This window comes from Streptomyces bicolor (assembly GCF_000719285.1).
Lineage (GTDB): Bacteria > Actinomycetota > Actinomycetes > Streptomycetales > Streptomycetaceae > Streptomyces > Streptomyces bicolor.
On record NZ_JOFS01000005.1, the window covers coordinates 507,399 to 521,835 of the forward strand.

Below are 14,437 nucleotides of genomic sequence, written 5' to 3' on the forward strand. Positions count from 1 at the left end.
CCCGCACCCGAAATTGGTACAGACCAAACCCTTGACTGGTACAGACCAAAGGGGTTGAGTGTGTCTCCACACCCCCCACCACGGCCGCCCCCACGCCGTGACCGACACCGTCGGTGCGTGCGCACAAGGTGCTGCTTCGCCCTGCCCTTGTCCGGGTGCGGCCGTGCTCCGCAAAGGAGTTGATCCTGTGTCGAGGCGCCGTACGGCAGCAGTCCTGTCCTCCCTCGCCCTGGCGGGCGCCGCGCTGGTGCTCCAGCCGGCCCCGAGCGCGTCCGCCGCCGGCTTCGTCGTCAGCGAGTCGCAGTTCAACCAGATGTTCCCGAACCGGAATCCGTTCTACACGTACAGCGGCCTCACCGCCGCCCTCAGCGCATACCCCGGCTTCGCGAACACGGGCAGCGACACGGTGAAGAAGCAGGAGGCGGCCGCCTTCCTCGCCAACGTCAACCACGAGACCGGCGGCCTGGTCCACATCGTCGAGCAGAACACCGCCAACTACCCCCATTACTGCGACCGCAGCCAGCCCTACGGCTGTCCCGCGGGCCAGGACGCCTACTACGGCCGCGGCCCCATCCAGCTCAGCTGGAACTTCAACTACAAGGCCGCCGGCGACGCGCTCGGCATCGACCTGCTCAACAACCCCTGGCGGGTGCAGAACGAATCCGCCGTCGCCTGGAAGACCGGCCTGTGGTACTGGAACACCCAGACCGGCCCCGGCACCATGACCCCCCACAACGCCATGGTCAACCAGGCCGGCTTCGGCCAGACCATCCGCAGCATCAACGGCTCCCTGGAGTGCGACGGCAAGAACCCGGCCCAGGTACAGAGCCGGGTGAACGCCTACCAGCGGTTCACACAGATCCTCGGCGTCTCCCCGGGCGGCAACCTCTACTGCTGACGCCCCCCGTGTCCACGGCCTGTGCGACACTCCGCCGATGACCTCCGAAACGATCACCGCGGACGCCGCGGGCACCTGGAAACTCGGCGATCTGTCCGTCAGCCGCGTCGGCTTCGGCGCGATGCGGCTGACGGGCAGCGCCGCCTTCCATCACGGGACGCCGAGCGACCGGGAGCGTTCGATCGCCGTACTGCGCAAGGCGGTCGAGCTCGGCGTCGACCACATCGACACGGCCGCCTTCTACTTCTCGGCCCTCCGCTCGGCCAACGAACTCATCAACACCGCGCTCGCGCCGTACCCCGACGACCTGGTCATCGCCACGAAGGTGGGCCCCTATCGCGACTACCACGGCGACTGGGGCACCTCGGCCCGGCCCGACCAACTGCGCGGCCACGTCGAGGAGAACCTCCGTCAGCTCGGCCGCGACCACCTGGACCTCGTCTACCTGAGGCGCATGCGGCAGGACTCCATCGCCGAGCACTTCGGCGCCCTGGCCGAACTGCGCGAGGCGGGCCTCATCCGGCACCTCGGCATCTCCGCCGTCGAGCCACGGCATCTCGTCGAGGCGCAGGCCATCGCGCCCGTGGTGTGCGTGCAGAACCGGTACGCGCTCGACCGGCCCGACCCTGAGGCCGACGAACTCCTGCGCCTGTGCGGCGAGCAGGGCATCGCCTTCGTGCCGTTCTACGCGGTGGCGGGGGAGGCGGGGGAGACAGGCGCGAGCGCCGCCCACGACGACGAGGTGCTCTCCGTGGCGCGGACGCATGGCGCGAGCCCCGCCCAGGTGCGCATCGCCTGGACGCTGCACCAGGGCCCGCACGTCCTGGCCATCCCCGGCACCGGCAACCCGGATCACCTGGCCGAGAACGTCGCCGCCGGCGCCCTCCGCCTCACGGACGACGAGCTGACCCGGCTCAACACGGCCCGCCGACAGGCCGGTTGAGCCGGGCGACCGGTATCAGCCCGCGTACCCGGTCACCGGGTAGTGGTCGGACAGATTGGTGTACGTGTAGTCGGTGCCCCAGCTCGACACCGTCCAGGGCGCGCTCTGCTCCTTGACGACGTCGTTCTTCCAGACCGTGGGCCGGGCGTGACCCGCGCGGTGCAGGACGTGGTCCAGGTCCTCGCGCGGGTCGTCCGGGTAGCGGTCGCGGGCGATGGAGTTCTCCTGCGTGTCGAAGGAGTACGGGTGCCCGGTGCGCGCGTCGGCCCCCACCAGCCCGCCGTCGGCGAGCATCGAGGCGTACTCCGACGTGCGCGAGTCGACGTTCAGGTCACCGGCGACCAGCACTTGCTCGCCCGCCGGGATGTTCTTGGCGTCCAGGAACGCGTCGATCGCCTTGAACTGCCGGCTGCGCATCGCGGCCGCCTCACCGGCGTCACAGCCCGGGTCGGTGGACTGGGCGTGGGTGCCGACGACGTGCACCTTGGTCCCGTTCACGTTCAGCACCACATACGCGAAGCCCTTGTTGGACCACCAGTCCGCCCCACACGCGTCCTTGTACACCCACTGCTCCTGGCGCAGTATCGGCCACTTGCTGAGGATCGTGACCCCGCCGTCCTCGGGCGTGGTCGCCGAGTATGCGCCGCCGGTCGCGTCCCAGCCGCTCTTGGCGCGCCCGACGACCGGGGTCTGGTACGGGTACTGGCCGGCGAGGGAGCTCTTCAGCGCGTCCGAGGAGGAGTTGTCGAACGCCTCCTGGAGGACGACGACGTCGTTGCCCTGCACGAAGGGCGCCTTGGCGATCTCCGCGGCACGGTGGTCCTGGCCCCAGTTCGGGTACAGCGTCTTGCTGAAAAGAAAGACGTTGTACGACAGCACCTTGAGCGGCGGCGCCTGTTCGGCGGCCGAGGCCGCGGGCGCCGCGCTCACGAGACCGGCGGTGGCGAGCGAGAGCGCGAGCACTGCCGAGCCCTGTGCACGGCGTTGTGCGGAGAGCGTCACTGGATCTCCCTGTGGTCGAAGGGGGTTGAGTGGCGCCGCACATCAAACCATCAGGGATTACTCCTAGGTAACACCTGTGCGGGAAATGGATGTCGTAGGGACGTACGCACGGAAGTTGTTCAGACAAGCCATGTTCCGTTTCGCATGAGATGGCGTTGCGGCAGCTCACGTACCTCGTGCCATGCCTGCACCGCACGCGGACGCACCCGGTAGTAGGCGTACGTCGCGGAGTCGCCGCGCGGATCCCAGCCCGTCTTCGCGTGGAACGCCTCGGCCGCCTCGGCCGGCACCTCGTCGATGCCGTGGACCTCCACATCGCCGTCGATGAGGACGACGTCGCGCGTGTCCCCGAAGGCCAGCCGGGTCCGGCCGCCGGTCCGCAGGTTGCGGCCCGTGGGGTTGCCCGGGCGCGTGGCCATCCAGAGGGCTTCGCCGTCCCAGACGAACCACAACGCGACCAGACACGGCACCCCGTCGGCGTCCGCCGAGGCCACCCAGATGTCCGTCTCCCGTTCCAGGCGGTCCAGAACGTCCTGCTTGCGGTGCTCGGGGCTGCGTGGCTCTTCCATGATCGTCATGCCCGGGAACGCTAGTCGCCGGACGCCTCTCGCACCTCGGGCCGCAGGCGTAGGACCGCGGTCCCGATCAGGACTGGCGCCGCGAACGTTTTACGTATAACCTCTCCCGTCAATCGCACCTCTGGAAGGCCCCGATGAGACGCATCGCCCTGGTCACCCTCGTCGTCGACGACTACGACGAGGCGATCCGCTTCTACACCGAAGCCCTCGGCTTCCGGCTCGTCGAGGACACCCCCCGCCCGGACGGCTCCCGCTGGGTCGTCGTCCAGCCCGGCGACCAGGGCTCCGCGCTGCTGCTGGCCCGGGCCAAGGGTGACGGGCAGCGCGCCCGGGTCGGTGACCAGACCGGCGGGCGCGTCGGGTTCTTCCTGCACACCGACGACTTCGCCCGCGACCACGCCCGGATGCTCGGCGCGGGCGTGACCTTCCTGGAGGAGCCGCGGCACGAGCCGTACGGCTCGGTCGCCGTCTTCCAGGACCTGTACGGCAACCGCTGGGACCTGCTCCAGCCCGCCGCCTGACCCGCTCCCGCATCCTCGGACCGCCCCGCTCGACGAAAGACCCCGCCATGACTGCTACGCGCGTAGACGCCGAAGTGATCCGCCGCCTCCCCAAGGCCGTCCTGCACGACCACCTCGACGGTGGCCTGCGCCCCGCCACTGTCGTGGAACTCGCGGCCGAGGTCGGCCACACCCTGCCCACCACCGACCCGGACGAGCTCGCCGCCTGGTACTTCGAGGCCGCGAACTCCGGCGACCTGGTCCGCTACATAGCCACCTTCGAGCACACCCTCGCCGTGCTGCAGACCCGTGAGGGCCTGCTGCGCACCGCCGAGGAGTACGTCCTCGACCTGGCGGCCGACGGGGTCGTCTACGGCGAGGTGCGCTACGCCCCCGAGCTGAACACCAACGGCGGACTGACCCTCGCCGAGGTCGTCGAGACCGTGCAGGAGGGCCTGGCCGCCGGTATGGCGAAGGCCGCGGCCGCCGGTACTCCGGTGCGCGTCGGGACGCTGCTGTGCGGCATGCGGATGTTCGACCGGGTGCGCGAGGCCGCCGACCTGGCCGTCGCCTTCCGGGACGCCGGTGTCGTCGGCTTCGACATCGCCGGAGCGGAGGCCGGCTTCCCCGCCGCCGACCATCTCGACGCCTTCGAGTACCTGCGCCGCGAGAGCGTGCCCTTCACCATTCACGCCGGCGAGGCCGACGGCCTGTCCAGCATCCACCAGGCCCTCCAGATCTGCGGCGCCCAGCGCATCGGTCATGGCGTGCGCATCACCGACGACATCCCCGACCTGGCCGCCGGCAAGCTCGGCCGCCTCGCCGGCTGGGTGCGTGACCGCCGTATCGCCCTGGAGATGTGCCCGACGTCCAACCTCCAGACCGGCGCCGCCACCTCGATCGCCGAGCACCCGATCACCGCGCTGAAGGACCTCGGCTTCCGTGTCACCCTCAACACCGACAACCGCCTGGTGTCGGGGACGACGATGACCCGGGAGATGTCCCTGCTGGTGGACGAGGCCGGCTGGACGGTCGAGGACCTGCGCACGGTCACGGTGAACGCCGTGAAGAGTGCGTTCATCCCGTTCGACGAGCGCAAGGCCCTCATCGAGGACGTCGTCCTCCCCGGCTACGAGCTCTGAGGCAGCCCCGGTGTTCCCGGTGCGCTAGGAGGCGAGCAGCCCCCGCACAAAGGCGGCCTGTCCGACGTGCTGCAGATCGTCGGACAGGACGCTGACCAGCCGTACGCCCAGGCTGACCGGAGGATCCCAGCGCTCGTCCACGATGCGCTCCAGATCCTTGGCGGCCACCTCGCGCAGGGCCCCGAGGGTCTGGGTGTGCACGGCGTCGTAGTACCTCGTCAGCAGGTCGCCGGAGTCGACCCGCACCTTGGCCACCTTCGCGGCGGTGTGGCCGTAACCGGTGTCGTGGCGCGGCAGGTCGAGCCCGAAGGTCTTCTGGAAGTCCTGCGTGAGCCACACCTGGTCGAGGTCGAAGGCGTCGGCGATGTGGTCGTCCTGGACCCGGGTGAGATGCCAGACCAGCCAGGCGATGGAGTTGGCGTCGGGGGAGGGGCGGGCGTGCAGGGCGTCGAGGTCGAGGCCGTCGACGGCGGCGTGGACTTCTTCCTGGATGCGGTTGTAACCGTCGATGAGGATGTCCTTGGCATGCATGGCTCCACCATCGCGCAACCGTCCGTCACGCGCCTTCCGTCTCCAGCAGCGCCATGAGCGCCCGGGCGGCCGGGCTCGTGGCCTGCGGCGGCGGAAGGAGGGCCACCGTCTCGTAGACGGTCTCGCCGGCGCCTTTGACGGGCAGCGCGGTCAGTGACCGCCGTTTGTGCCGGAAGTGGCGCGGTACGACGGCGACGCCGAGGTTCTCGTCCACCAGGTCCAGGAGGCTGTGCACGTCGTTGACCTCCAGGGCGACGCTCCGCCGCACCCCCGCCGCGGCGAACACGGCGTCGGTGGTGCGGCGCGGCCCCCAGTCCGGGTGGAAGTCGACGAAGACCTCCCCACCGAGATCCTCCGGGGTGACCGCGGCCCCGGCGGCCGCGAGCCGGTGGCTCGGATGGCACAGGACGGTCATCGGTTCGCCGGTCAGCGGTACCACCCGCAGCTGGTCGGTGTCCTCCTGAGCGGCCCGTACGGCGAAGGCCATGTCCAGGCGCCCGGCCGCGACCTCCTCCGCCAGCGCGCCCGAGCCCGCCTGCCGCAGACAGATCTCCACATCCGGATGCTGCCGCCGGAAAGCCGCGAGCAGCCCCGCCACATGCACCCCGGCGATGCACTGCTCGGACCCGAGCGCCAGCATCCCGCGCAGCACGCCCTGCACCGCGGCCACCGCCTCATGGGCGGCCCGCACCTGCGCCAGGATCCGCTCCGCCTCGCACAGCAGGGCACGGCCGGCCGGGGTGAGCGTCACCCGGCGGGTCGTGCGCACGAACAGCGGGGTCTGCAACTCCCGTTCCAGCGCCCGGATCGATGCCGACAGGCCCGACTGGGAGACCATCAGGCGCTCGGCCGCCCGGGTGAAGTGCTGGTCCTCGGCGACCGCCACGAAGTGCTGGAGATGGCGCAGTTCCATGATTGAGCAGCCTAGCCGCTGAATCCCATCTGATTTACCTGTTGGACCACTGCCCGCAGGTCACGACAGAGTGGACGGCGACTGCAGGACGGCTCTTCGGAGCCGTCCCTCGTGTGCCAACCCCTCTGGAGTCGCGTTGTACACCGCACACACCGACCGCTACACGGACATGCCCTACCGGCGCACCGGACGCAGCGGCCTCCGACTTCCGGCGATCTCGCTCGGACTGTGGCACAACTTCGGGCCCGCGGACCGCTCGGTGGAGCACCAGCGGGCCATTCTGCGCCGCGCCTTCGACCTCGGCGTCACCCACTTCGACCTGGCCAACAACTACGGGCCGCCGCCCGGGTCCGCCGAGTCCGCGTTCGGTGAGGCACTGAAGGCGGACTTCGCGCCGTACCGGGACGAGCTGATCATCTCCACCAAGGCCGGCTATCTGATGTGGCCGGGCCCGTACGGCGAGTGGGGCTCGCGCAAGTACCTGCTGTCCTCGCTCGACCAGAGCCTGAAGCGGATGGGCCTGGACTACGTCGACATCTTCTACTCGCACCGCCCCGACCCGGACACTCCGCTGGAGGAGACGATGGGCGCCCTGCACTCGGCGGTGCAGCAGGGCAAGGCGCTGTACGTCGGCGTCTCCAACTACTCGGCCGAGCAGACCCGCGAGGCCGCCCGCATCCTGCGCGACCTGGGCACACCGCTCCTGATCCACCAGCCGCGCTACTCGATGCTCGACCGCCGCCCCGAGGACGAGGGCCTCCTGGACGCCCTGGACGAGCTCCAGGTCGGTTCCATCGTCTTCTCCCCGCTGGAGCAGGGTCTGCTGACCGGCCGCTACCTCGACGGCATCCCGGAGGACTCACGGGCCGCGAGCGACAGCCCGTTCCTGCAGTCCGACGCGGTCACCGAGGATCTGGTCGGCAGGCTGCGCGCCCTGGACGACATCGCCAAGGGCCGTGGGCAGACCCTGGCCCAGCTGGCCCTGGCCTGGGTGCTGCGCGGCGGCCGGGTGACCTCCGCGCTCGTCGGCGCGAGCAGCGCGCGGCAGATCGAGGACAGTGTCGCCGCGACCGGCAACCTGGACTTCGACGCGGAGGAACTGGCCCACATCGACGCGGTGATCAAGGGCTGAGCCGTTCCGTCAGACGAACGGTGACGGAGTCGCCCTCCTGCTTCCCGATGGCCCTGCGCACCTCGGCCTTGACGGGGAGCTTGTGGGTGCCGTCCCCGAGGGCCATGAACGAGCTCTGGAACGGATGTCCGTCGACGGTGCCGCGGACCTTGACCAGTCCGCGGGTACCGAAGAAGTCGACGGACTCCGGCCAGACGACATAGGTCCAGCCGCCGTCGCTCGGGCTCTTGCGCAGGACGGCGGTGAACTCCGCGTCCAGTTTCCCGCTGGTGGTCATGGTGTGCTCCTTCGCGGCGGTCTCCTCGGCCTTCACTGGTCAAGACCGCCGCGCGGCACGGAACTCATCGCTCAGGCCTCGGTGGGCACCCGGTCCAGGAACCCGAGGACGGAAAAGATCCGTCCCTCGCGGTCCAGCGTGATCACATCGGTCCCGGCCACGGGCGCCGGTAGTCCCGTCGAGGAGGTATCCCCGGTCTCGCTCACCAGCTCCCAGGAGAAGCGTGCCGTGTCGTGGTGGCCGTCGACGGAGCCCGTGAGTCGGAAGGTGAAGCCGGGGAAGCGCGCCTGCGCCGCCGCGACGACGGCCGCGATCCCCTCGTGCCCGTGGACGTCGGCCAGGGGGTCGGTGTAGCCGCCCAGCGGATTCCACGCGGTGGCGACCGCCCGGGCCAGTGCCCCGGGTTCGCGGGCGTTCCAGGCCTCGAAGTAGCGGGCGACGGCGATCTGGTATCGGTCGGTGGACGCGGGCATGGTGGATCAGCCTCCCATCAGGTCGTCACTGCCTGTCGGAAAGCGGGTCCCGGTCGCGGTGACCCGGTACCGCCACGATGCCCGCACTCGTAGGGAAGCTCGATTACCGCCGGGGTAATGAAACGGCGTTGACGTGCACTCGTCGTGTTTCGGCCAATACCGGCTGTGAATATGCCAGGAGACTGGCCGGAAAGTCATGGTGACAGTGTTTCAGTAGTGAACATACTCACTACGAGGGAGCCTCACATGGGGCGACGGCCCCCTCACACACCGCTCACGAGCCGCATGGAAAGCGAGGCCCGCCGGCAGGCGAAAACGGCAACACGGGGGAGGCTACGTGCACGACGAGTTCCTTTGCCATGTCACCGCATACGGAGTCTGCGGAGGTCGGCGCATCGGTGTACCCCTGGGGACGTACCGGGCGCCCACCCTGGCCCTGGCCCTGTGGTGGTTACGCGACCGGGCGTCCTGGATCGCCGAGCGATTAGACCCGCAGCCCGATGCCGAGCACTTCCCGCCGAGCGCACTCGTCCCGGTCGCCGACACCGTGCTCGACGTACCGGCCGTGCTGCGCGCCTGGTGCGGTGACGTCGGCCAACAGGAGCTGGTCGCCGATGAGTTGGCGGCCGGGCGGCTGGTGCGGATCGCCGTGAGCGATGACACCACCGAGTACGAACTGCTCGCCGAGTCCGTGGACGCCCTGCGGATGCAGCGGACCATCCCGGCACTGGTCGTGCCCGTCGCCTGAGCCCCGCCCCGGGGTGATCACCGGCCCCGGTGCAAGCGGCGCACAAGGGCATAGATCGATAGAATCCTGACATGGCGGAGCGGCCGGTCGCACCGACGGCGCCCGTACTGGTCCTGGAGACCGAGTCGGGTTCCACCGTGATGACCCCCGGCCGTGACTACCACGTCGGACGCGACCCGCTCAGCGACATCGTCATCGACGACGCCCGCGTCTCCTGGCACCACGCGGTGCTGCGCCCCGAGGCCGACCACTGGACCCTCGAGGACGAGAACAGCACCAACGGCACCTACGCCGAAGGCCACCGCGTCCACGAGCGGGATGTCGGCCCCGGCACCGTCATCCGCTTCGGCAACCCGTCCGACGGCCCCCGCGCGGTCCTGCTCGACCGCCGCCCCGCCCCTTCGGGCGCGGCGGAACGCCCCTCGTCGGTCTCCATGCCCAGTCTCACCGGCACGTTCCGCCGGCCCACCACCGTCCGGCCGCTGCCCTCCCGCAGCGTCCGCATCGGCCGCGCCGCCGACAACGACCTGGTCATCGACGACCTGATCGTCTCCCGCCACCACGCCGAACTGCGCGCCCTGCCCGACGGCACGTACGAGATCGCCGATCTTGGCAGCCACAACGGCACCTACCTCAACGGCAGCCCGGTCACCGCCGCCTCGATCGCCCCCGGTGACATCGTCGGCATCGGCCACTCCGCGTTCTGCCTGGTCGGGGACCAGCTGCAGCAGTACGTCGACACCGGGGAGATCTCCCTGGAGGTGCAGGACCTCGCGGTCGCCGTCGACCGCGGCCGCCGGACCCTGCTCGACCACGTCTCCTTCCCGGTGGGGGAGAAGTGCCTGCTCGCCGTCGTCGGCCCCAGCGGCGCCGGAAAGTCCACACTGCTCAACGCCCTGACCGGGCAGCGCCCCGCCGACCACGGCACCGTGCTCTACGACGGCCGCGACCTCTACCGCGACTACGCCGAACTGCGCCAGCGCATCGGCCTGGTCCCGCAGGACGACATCCTGCACGCGCAACTCACCGTCCGCAGCGCCCTGTCCTACGCCGCCGAACTGCGCTTCCCGCAGGACACCGCCAAGGCCGAACGCCAGGCCCGGGTCGACGAGGTGATCCGCGAGCTGGGCCTGGAACAGCGCGCCGGGCAGCCCGTGCACAGCCTCTCGGGCGGGCAGCGCAAGCGCGTGAGCGTCGCCATGGAACTGCTGACCAAGCCGTCGCTGCTGTTCCTCGACGAGCCGACCTCCGGGCTCGACCCCGGCATGGACCGCTCCGTGATGCACATGCTGCGCGGCCTGGCCGACGACGGCCGCACCGTCATCGTCGTCACCCACAGCGTCCTGAGCCTGGACGTCTGCGACCGGCTCCTCGTGCTCGCGCCCGGCGGACGGATCGCCTACTACGGCCCGCCCGAGGAAGCGCTGCTCTTCTTCGGCTTCGAGCACTGGCCGGAGGCCTTCGAGGCGTTCGAACACGACCAGGAGCGGGACTGGGCAGGGGACTACCGGGCCTCGCTCCTGCAACGGCAGTACATCGCGGACGCGACCGGCCAGCCCCGCCACCCCCACCCGGGCCCGGTGGCCGTGGCCCGACCGCCCCGGCCGCGCAGCCGGGGTGCCCAGCTCGGCACGCTGATCCGCCGCTACACCACCGCGCTCAGCGCCGACCGCACCTTCCTCGCCGTCATGATCGCCCTGCCGTTCGTGATGGGCGGCCTGACACGGGCGCTGACGGGCACCGAACTGACCCGGGACAAGGCGCCGGCGGCGCTGCTGATCCTGTGCGTCGGCGCGGTTCTGACGGGCGCGGCGAACGCGGTGCGCGAGTTGGTGAAGGAGCGTGTGATCTACCAGCGGGAACGGGCGGTCGGCCTGCCCAGATCGGCGTATCTGATGTCCAAGGTGGTGGTCCTGGGGACGATCACGGTGCTGCAGGCGGTCGTGCTGACCCTGGTCGCCCTGCTCGGCGTGGACCTCAACGCCCCGGACGGCCAAGGTGTGTTGATGCCTCCCCTGGTGGAAATCACCGTCATCGTGGCTCTGCTGGGCTTCACCGCGATGATGCTCGGCCTGGTCGTCTCCGCGCTGGTGCGCAAGGAGGAGGTGACGATGCCGCTGCTGGTGCTGCTCGCCATCGTCCAGGTCGTCTTCTGCGGCGCCTTGCTGAAGCTTGACGGCCTGCCCGTTCTGGCACAGCTGTCCTGGCTGGTGCCCTCGCGGTGGGCGTTCGCCGCGATGGCCGGCACCGTCGAGCTGTCCCGGATCGTGCCCGGCGACCTGACCGGCGATCCGCTGTTCGAGCACTCGGCCGGCTGGTGGCTGCTCAACGTGGCCATGCTGATCATGCTCTCCGCGGCCTTCGGCTTCGTCGTCTCCCGGCTGCTGCGCCGGCACGAACCCGTCGTGATGCGGAAGTAGGCGCGCGTCCATGACGTCCCCCGCCTTCCGGCCCACCCACGTCGTTCCCCGCGACGGCATGCCCGCCTGGGAGGCCCCGGACCCCGCCCGGCCCACCGTGCCTCTCGACGCCTTCCTGCCGGTCCGGCTCGTCGAACGGCGCGGCGACTGGGCTCACATCCTGTGCGCCAACGGCTGGGCGGCCTGGGTCGACGGCCGCTTCCTGATCGCGGTACCCGAAGACCCGCCCACCGCCGACGGCGGCCCGCTCACCGGCGCCGCCGATCCGCGCCCGCTGCTCGGCCGGGTCGAGCGGGCACTGGCCGACTACCGGGCCGCGGTCGAGGAGCTGGCGGCCGGCGGACTGGACGGCGAGACCTTCCGCGCCCGCACCTCCGAACTGCGGATCGGCGTGGTCGTCGACGGCGAGTCCATATGGCTCTACGACGCAGAGGACGCGCGGTGGGCCTACGCGGACGGCACGCGGCTGAGCACCTACGCCGCGGACGACGGACCCCGAGCCACCGCGGACCCCGGCCGCGGCCCGACCCAGGTAGTGAGCCCCGATGGCCCATGACACGAGCTTCTTCTCGGGCCGGCCCTCCGAGCTGATCGGCCGGCAGGTCGCGAGCTACCGCATCGAGCACGAGATCGGCCGGGGCGGCATGGCCGTGGTCTACCGCGCGACGGACCTTCGCCTGGACCGCACCGTCGCCCTCAAGCTCCTGGCCCCCGAGCTCGCCCGCAACGACACCTTCCGCCGCCGCTTCACCCATGAGTCCCGGGCGGCCGCCGCCATCGACCACCCGCACATCGTGCCGGTCTACGAGGCGGGGGAAACGGACGGCGTGCTGTACATCGCCATGCGCTACGTCTCCGGCAGCGACCTGCGCCATCTCCTCGACAGCCAGGGCCCCCTGCCGGCCCCGACGGCCCTGCGCATCGCCGCCCAGGTCGCCTCCGCCCTCGACGCGGCGCACGAGCACGGGCTCGTCCACCGGGACGTGAAACCGGGCAACATCCTCGTCGCGCGCGGCACCGACAGGGACCACCCCGAGCACGTCTACCTCACCGACTTCGGCCTGACGAAGAAGTCACTGTCCCTGACCGGCCTCACGACCGTCGGCCAGTTCGTCGGCACCCTCGACTACGTGGCGCCCGAGCAGATCTCGGGCAAGCCGGTCGACGCGCGCTGCGACGTCTACGGGTTCGCCTGCGTGGTCTACGAGTGCCTGGTGGCCCACCCGCCGTTCCAGCGGGACGAGGACATGGCCCTGCTGTGGGCCCACCAGTACGACGAGCCCCCGCCCCTGACCGAGGAGCGCCCCGACCTCGCCCCGACTGTCGACGTCGTGTTCGCCATGGCGCTGGCCAAGAGCCCCGACGACCGCCACGACTCCTGCCGCGCCTTCGTCGCCGACCTGCGCGCCGCCGTCTCCGGTGGTGCGACGGCCGGACGGACGTCGACGCAGGTGGACCTCGGGGCCGCAGGAGGCCCGAAGGAGTCCCTCGCATTCACGCCGAGGCCGCCGCCGCGCTGGGCCGAGCCGGTCTTCCGGCGGTGAACGCCGGCCCGCTCATCCCTCCGCGTGTGTCGTGACCTCGCCCCTGTGCCGCACCCGGAGCGCCAGCAGACTGGCGACGAGCCCGGCGACCAGCCCCCACGCCAGCGCCAGTCCGACAGCGGCCCACAACTCGGGCCGCAGGAACACTTCGCCGCCCAGATCCCCGCCCAGGTCGCCGATGCCCAGGACCGACAGGCCGTACTCTGCCGAGACGCGTCCCACCAGGCAGATCATCAGCACCGTGAGCGCGAGCGCGGTGGCCAGGTGGAGCGGGTGCTCCCAGGGGCGCATCCGGGCCGGCGACCGCCTCGCCATCACGAACGCGGCGACCAGCAGCAGGAGCGCGTCGACGGCGACCAGCCACCACACCCTGCCGTCGTGCTCGGCGAGCGTGCGCAGATTGAGTGCGGCGACCTCCTCGCCCCGCAGCACCTCGTCCAGCACATGCGGCATGGGCAGCCCGAACGGCCCGTCCACCCGGCCGTTCCAGGTCGCGCCGAGCCCGAGCGTCAGGGCGAGCCACACCACGTTCGGCAGGCCGAGCAGGATCACCGCGAAGGTCTCGGCCGCGTGCCCGCGCGTCGCCGCGACGACCACACCGACGACGGCCCCCAGGGCGACCCACGCCAGCAGCATCACCACCATGGCGTACGCGGCCGGCCGCACCGACTCCTGGAAGCGCAGCAGCCGGCCGGGCAGCGGAGCCCCGCGCGCGACCAGGAGGGCCAGCACCAGCACACCCGCCAGCCACAGCAGGCCGAAGAACACCGTCGCGGGGACGTCCGTGGTGAAGCCGACCTCGAAGGAGACGCCGAACAGGTCGCCGAGGTCGCCGAGGTCGCCGAGCTCGTCCGCCCCGAGGTCGCTGAGCGAGAGGGAGAAGGTCTGGCGGGCGGCGAAGGACAGCGCCAGGAGCGCGGCCAGCCACAGCACGGCGATCCTGGCGGCCCACCCGGCCAGCTCCCGGATGCTCGCGACCGCCCGGTGCCGCAGCGGCCGCAGGAAACCGGCGGCCAGGACCAGGGCGCCGGTGAGCGTGACCGACAGCGGGATCACGGTCAGCCCCGCATCGGACTCGGCCAGCCCCCCGGCGTCGCCCGAGAGCTCGATCGTGCCGCCGACCGCCGTGACCACGGTCGCGGCGACGACCCGTGGAAAGGCGCCGTCCGGGAGGTCGGCGGCCCCGGCCGCCCATAGCCCCAGCGCGGCGAGCACGCCCATCGCCACCAGCCCCGCCAGCACCACGGCCACGGCCTGCACCCAGCCGTGCCGGGCCAGCACCGGACGAGAGGGGGTCAGCACGCTCACCCTGCCCACGCTAAGCAGCACACCTGGG

Annotated in this window: 16 protein-coding genes; 9 read left to right on the forward strand and 7 right to left on the reverse strand. The window is 71.0% G+C overall.

What is annotated here, in order from left to right:
• The first annotated feature begins 187 nt into the window (after nt 1–187).
• Together IF78_RS0108415 and IF78_RS0108420 are read left to right on the forward strand one after the other, a co-directional pair.
• Entirely contained in the window at nt 188–898 is a 711-nt protein-coding gene (locus tag IF78_RS0108415) for a chitinase (RefSeq protein ID WP_031480203.1), read from the forward strand.
• Nucleotides 899–935: 37 nt separating this feature from the next.
• A complete protein-coding gene (locus IF78_RS0108420) occupies nt 936–1,841 on the forward strand; it encodes an aldo/keto reductase (protein ID WP_031480205.1) in 906 nt (301 codons plus the stop codon).
• A 15-nt stretch (nt 1,842–1,856) separates the two neighbouring features.
• Here IF78_RS0108420 and sph read toward each other — a convergent pair whose 3' ends face one another.
• Nucleotides 1,857–2,843: a sphingomyelin phosphodiesterase gene (gene sph, locus IF78_RS0108425; RefSeq protein ID WP_031480207.1), complete on the reverse strand. Its 987-nt coding sequence runs from the start codon at nt 2,841–2,843 to the stop codon at nt 1,857–1,859.
• A 119-nt stretch (nt 2,844–2,962) separates the two neighbouring features.
• Entirely contained in the window at nt 2,963–3,421 is a 459-nt protein-coding gene (locus IF78_RS0108430; protein ID WP_031480209.1) for a pyridoxamine 5'-phosphate oxidase family protein, read from the reverse strand.
• 134 nt (nt 3,422–3,555) lie between these two features.
• Between IF78_RS0108430 and IF78_RS0108435 the strand changes: the two genes are divergently transcribed.
• Together IF78_RS0108435 and IF78_RS0108440 are read left to right on the forward strand one after the other, a co-directional pair.
• Nucleotides 3,556–3,942 carry a VOC family protein gene (locus IF78_RS0108435; RefSeq protein WP_031480211.1) on the forward strand — a complete coding sequence of 129 codons (387 nt, stop codon included), beginning with the start codon at nt 3,556–3,558 and terminating at the stop codon, nt 3,940–3,942.
• A 47-nt stretch (nt 3,943–3,989) separates the two neighbouring features.
• Nucleotides 3,990–5,063, forward strand: a complete 1,074-nt coding sequence (locus IF78_RS0108440) for an adenosine deaminase (protein ID WP_031480213.1) — start codon at nt 3,990–3,992, stop codon at nt 5,061–5,063.
• Nucleotides 5,064–5,087: 24 nt separating this feature from the next.
• Here IF78_RS0108440 and IF78_RS0108445 read toward each other — a convergent pair whose 3' ends face one another.
• Together IF78_RS0108445 and IF78_RS0108450 are read right to left on the reverse strand one after the other, a co-directional pair.
• Nucleotides 5,088–5,594: a mycothiol transferase gene (locus IF78_RS0108445; RefSeq protein WP_031480215.1), complete on the reverse strand. Its 507-nt coding sequence runs from the start codon at nt 5,592–5,594 to the stop codon at nt 5,088–5,090.
• Between the two features lie 25 nt (nt 5,595–5,619).
• The gene (locus tag IF78_RS0108450; RefSeq protein WP_031480217.1) at nt 5,620–6,507 is read right to left on the reverse strand and encodes a LysR family transcriptional regulator; all 888 of its coding nucleotides are present in this window, start codon (nt 6,505–6,507) and stop codon (nt 5,620–5,622) included.
• A gap of 136 nt (nt 6,508–6,643) precedes the next feature.
• On the opposite strand from IF78_RS0108450, the gene mgrA reads away from it, so the two are divergent.
• A complete protein-coding gene (gene mgrA / locus IF78_RS0108455) occupies nt 6,644–7,639 on the forward strand; it encodes an L-glyceraldehyde 3-phosphate reductase (RefSeq protein WP_031480219.1) in 996 nt (331 codons plus the stop codon).
• Here mgrA and IF78_RS0108460 read toward each other — a convergent pair.
• Both IF78_RS0108460 and IF78_RS0108465 read right to left on the reverse strand, forming a co-directional pair.
• Nucleotides 7,629–7,916: a DUF1905 domain-containing protein gene (locus IF78_RS0108460; protein WP_031480221.1), complete on the reverse strand. Its 288-nt coding sequence runs from the start codon at nt 7,914–7,916 to the stop codon at nt 7,629–7,631. The genes mgrA and IF78_RS0108460 overlap by 11 nt on opposite strands.
• A 71-nt stretch (nt 7,917–7,987) precedes the next feature.
• On the reverse strand, nt 7,988–8,389 hold the full coding sequence (locus IF78_RS0108465) for a nuclear transport factor 2 family protein (protein ID WP_031480223.1): 402 nt from the start codon (nt 8,387–8,389) through the stop codon (nt 7,988–7,990).
• Nucleotides 8,390–8,726: 337 nt separating this feature from the next.
• Between IF78_RS0108465 and IF78_RS0108470 the strand changes: the two genes are divergently transcribed.
• From IF78_RS0108470 to IF78_RS0108485, 4 genes are all read left to right on the forward strand, one after another.
• Entirely contained in the window at nt 8,727–9,137 is a 411-nt protein-coding gene (locus IF78_RS0108470; protein ID WP_031480225.1) for a hypothetical protein, read from the forward strand.
• Between the two features lie 71 nt (nt 9,138–9,208).
• The gene (locus tag IF78_RS0108475) at nt 9,209–11,557 is read left to right on the forward strand and encodes an FHA domain-containing protein (RefSeq protein WP_031480227.1); all 2,349 of its coding nucleotides are present in this window, start codon (nt 9,209–9,211) and stop codon (nt 11,555–11,557) included.
• A gap of 10 nt (nt 11,558–11,567) precedes the next feature.
• Nucleotides 11,568–12,113 carry a hypothetical protein gene (locus tag IF78_RS0108480; protein WP_031480229.1) on the forward strand — a complete coding sequence of 182 codons (546 nt, stop codon included), beginning with the start codon at nt 11,568–11,570 and terminating at the stop codon, nt 12,111–12,113.
• A complete protein-coding gene (locus IF78_RS0108485) occupies nt 12,103–13,101 on the forward strand; it encodes a serine/threonine-protein kinase (protein ID WP_031480231.1) in 999 nt (332 codons plus the stop codon). The genes IF78_RS0108480 and IF78_RS0108485 overlap by 11 nt, the downstream gene beginning before the upstream one ends.
• Nucleotides 13,102–13,113: 12 nt before the next feature.
• Here IF78_RS0108485 and IF78_RS0108490 read toward each other — a convergent pair whose 3' ends face one another.
• Complete coding sequence (locus IF78_RS0108490) at nt 13,114–14,409, reverse strand: streptophobe family protein (protein WP_031480233.1); 1,296 nt, start codon at nt 14,407–14,409, stop codon at nt 13,114–13,116.
• Between the last annotated feature and the right edge of the window lie 28 nt (nt 14,410–14,437).

Bases quoted from the DNA above. Each gene is read 5' to 3' on its own strand.
- IF78_RS0108420 (WP_031480205.1), top strand. From the start codon at position 936: ATGACCTCCGAAACGATCACCGCGGACGCCGCGGGCACCTGGAAACTC.
- IF78_RS0108430 (WP_031480209.1), bottom strand. From the start codon at position 3,421: ATGACGATCATGGAAGAGCCACGCAGCCCCGAGCACCGCAAGCAGGAC.
- IF78_RS0108435 (WP_031480211.1), top strand. From the start codon at position 3,556: ATGAGACGCATCGCCCTGGTCACCCTCGTCGTCGACGACTACGACGAG.
- IF78_RS0108440 (WP_031480213.1), top strand. From the start codon at position 3,990: ATGACTGCTACGCGCGTAGACGCCGAAGTGATCCGCCGCCTCCCCAAG.
- IF78_RS0108445 (WP_031480215.1), bottom strand. From the start codon at position 5,594: ATGCATGCCAAGGACATCCTCATCGACGGTTACAACCGCATCCAGGAA.
- IF78_RS0108450 (WP_031480217.1), bottom strand. From the start codon at position 6,507: ATGGAACTGCGCCATCTCCAGCACTTCGTGGCGGTCGCCGAGGACCAG.
- IF78_RS0108460 (WP_031480221.1), bottom strand. From the start codon at position 7,916: ATGACCACCAGCGGGAAACTGGACGCGGAGTTCACCGCCGTCCTGCGC.
- IF78_RS0108465 (WP_031480223.1), bottom strand. From the start codon at position 8,389: ATGCCCGCGTCCACCGACCGATACCAGATCGCCGTCGCCCGCTACTTC.
- IF78_RS0108475 (WP_031480227.1), top strand. From the start codon at position 9,209: ATGGCGGAGCGGCCGGTCGCACCGACGGCGCCCGTACTGGTCCTGGAG.
- IF78_RS0108480 (WP_031480229.1), top strand. From the start codon at position 11,568: ATGACGTCCCCCGCCTTCCGGCCCACCCACGTCGTTCCCCGCGACGGC.
- IF78_RS0108485 (WP_031480231.1), top strand. From the start codon at position 12,103: ATGGCCCATGACACGAGCTTCTTCTCGGGCCGGCCCTCCGAGCTGATC.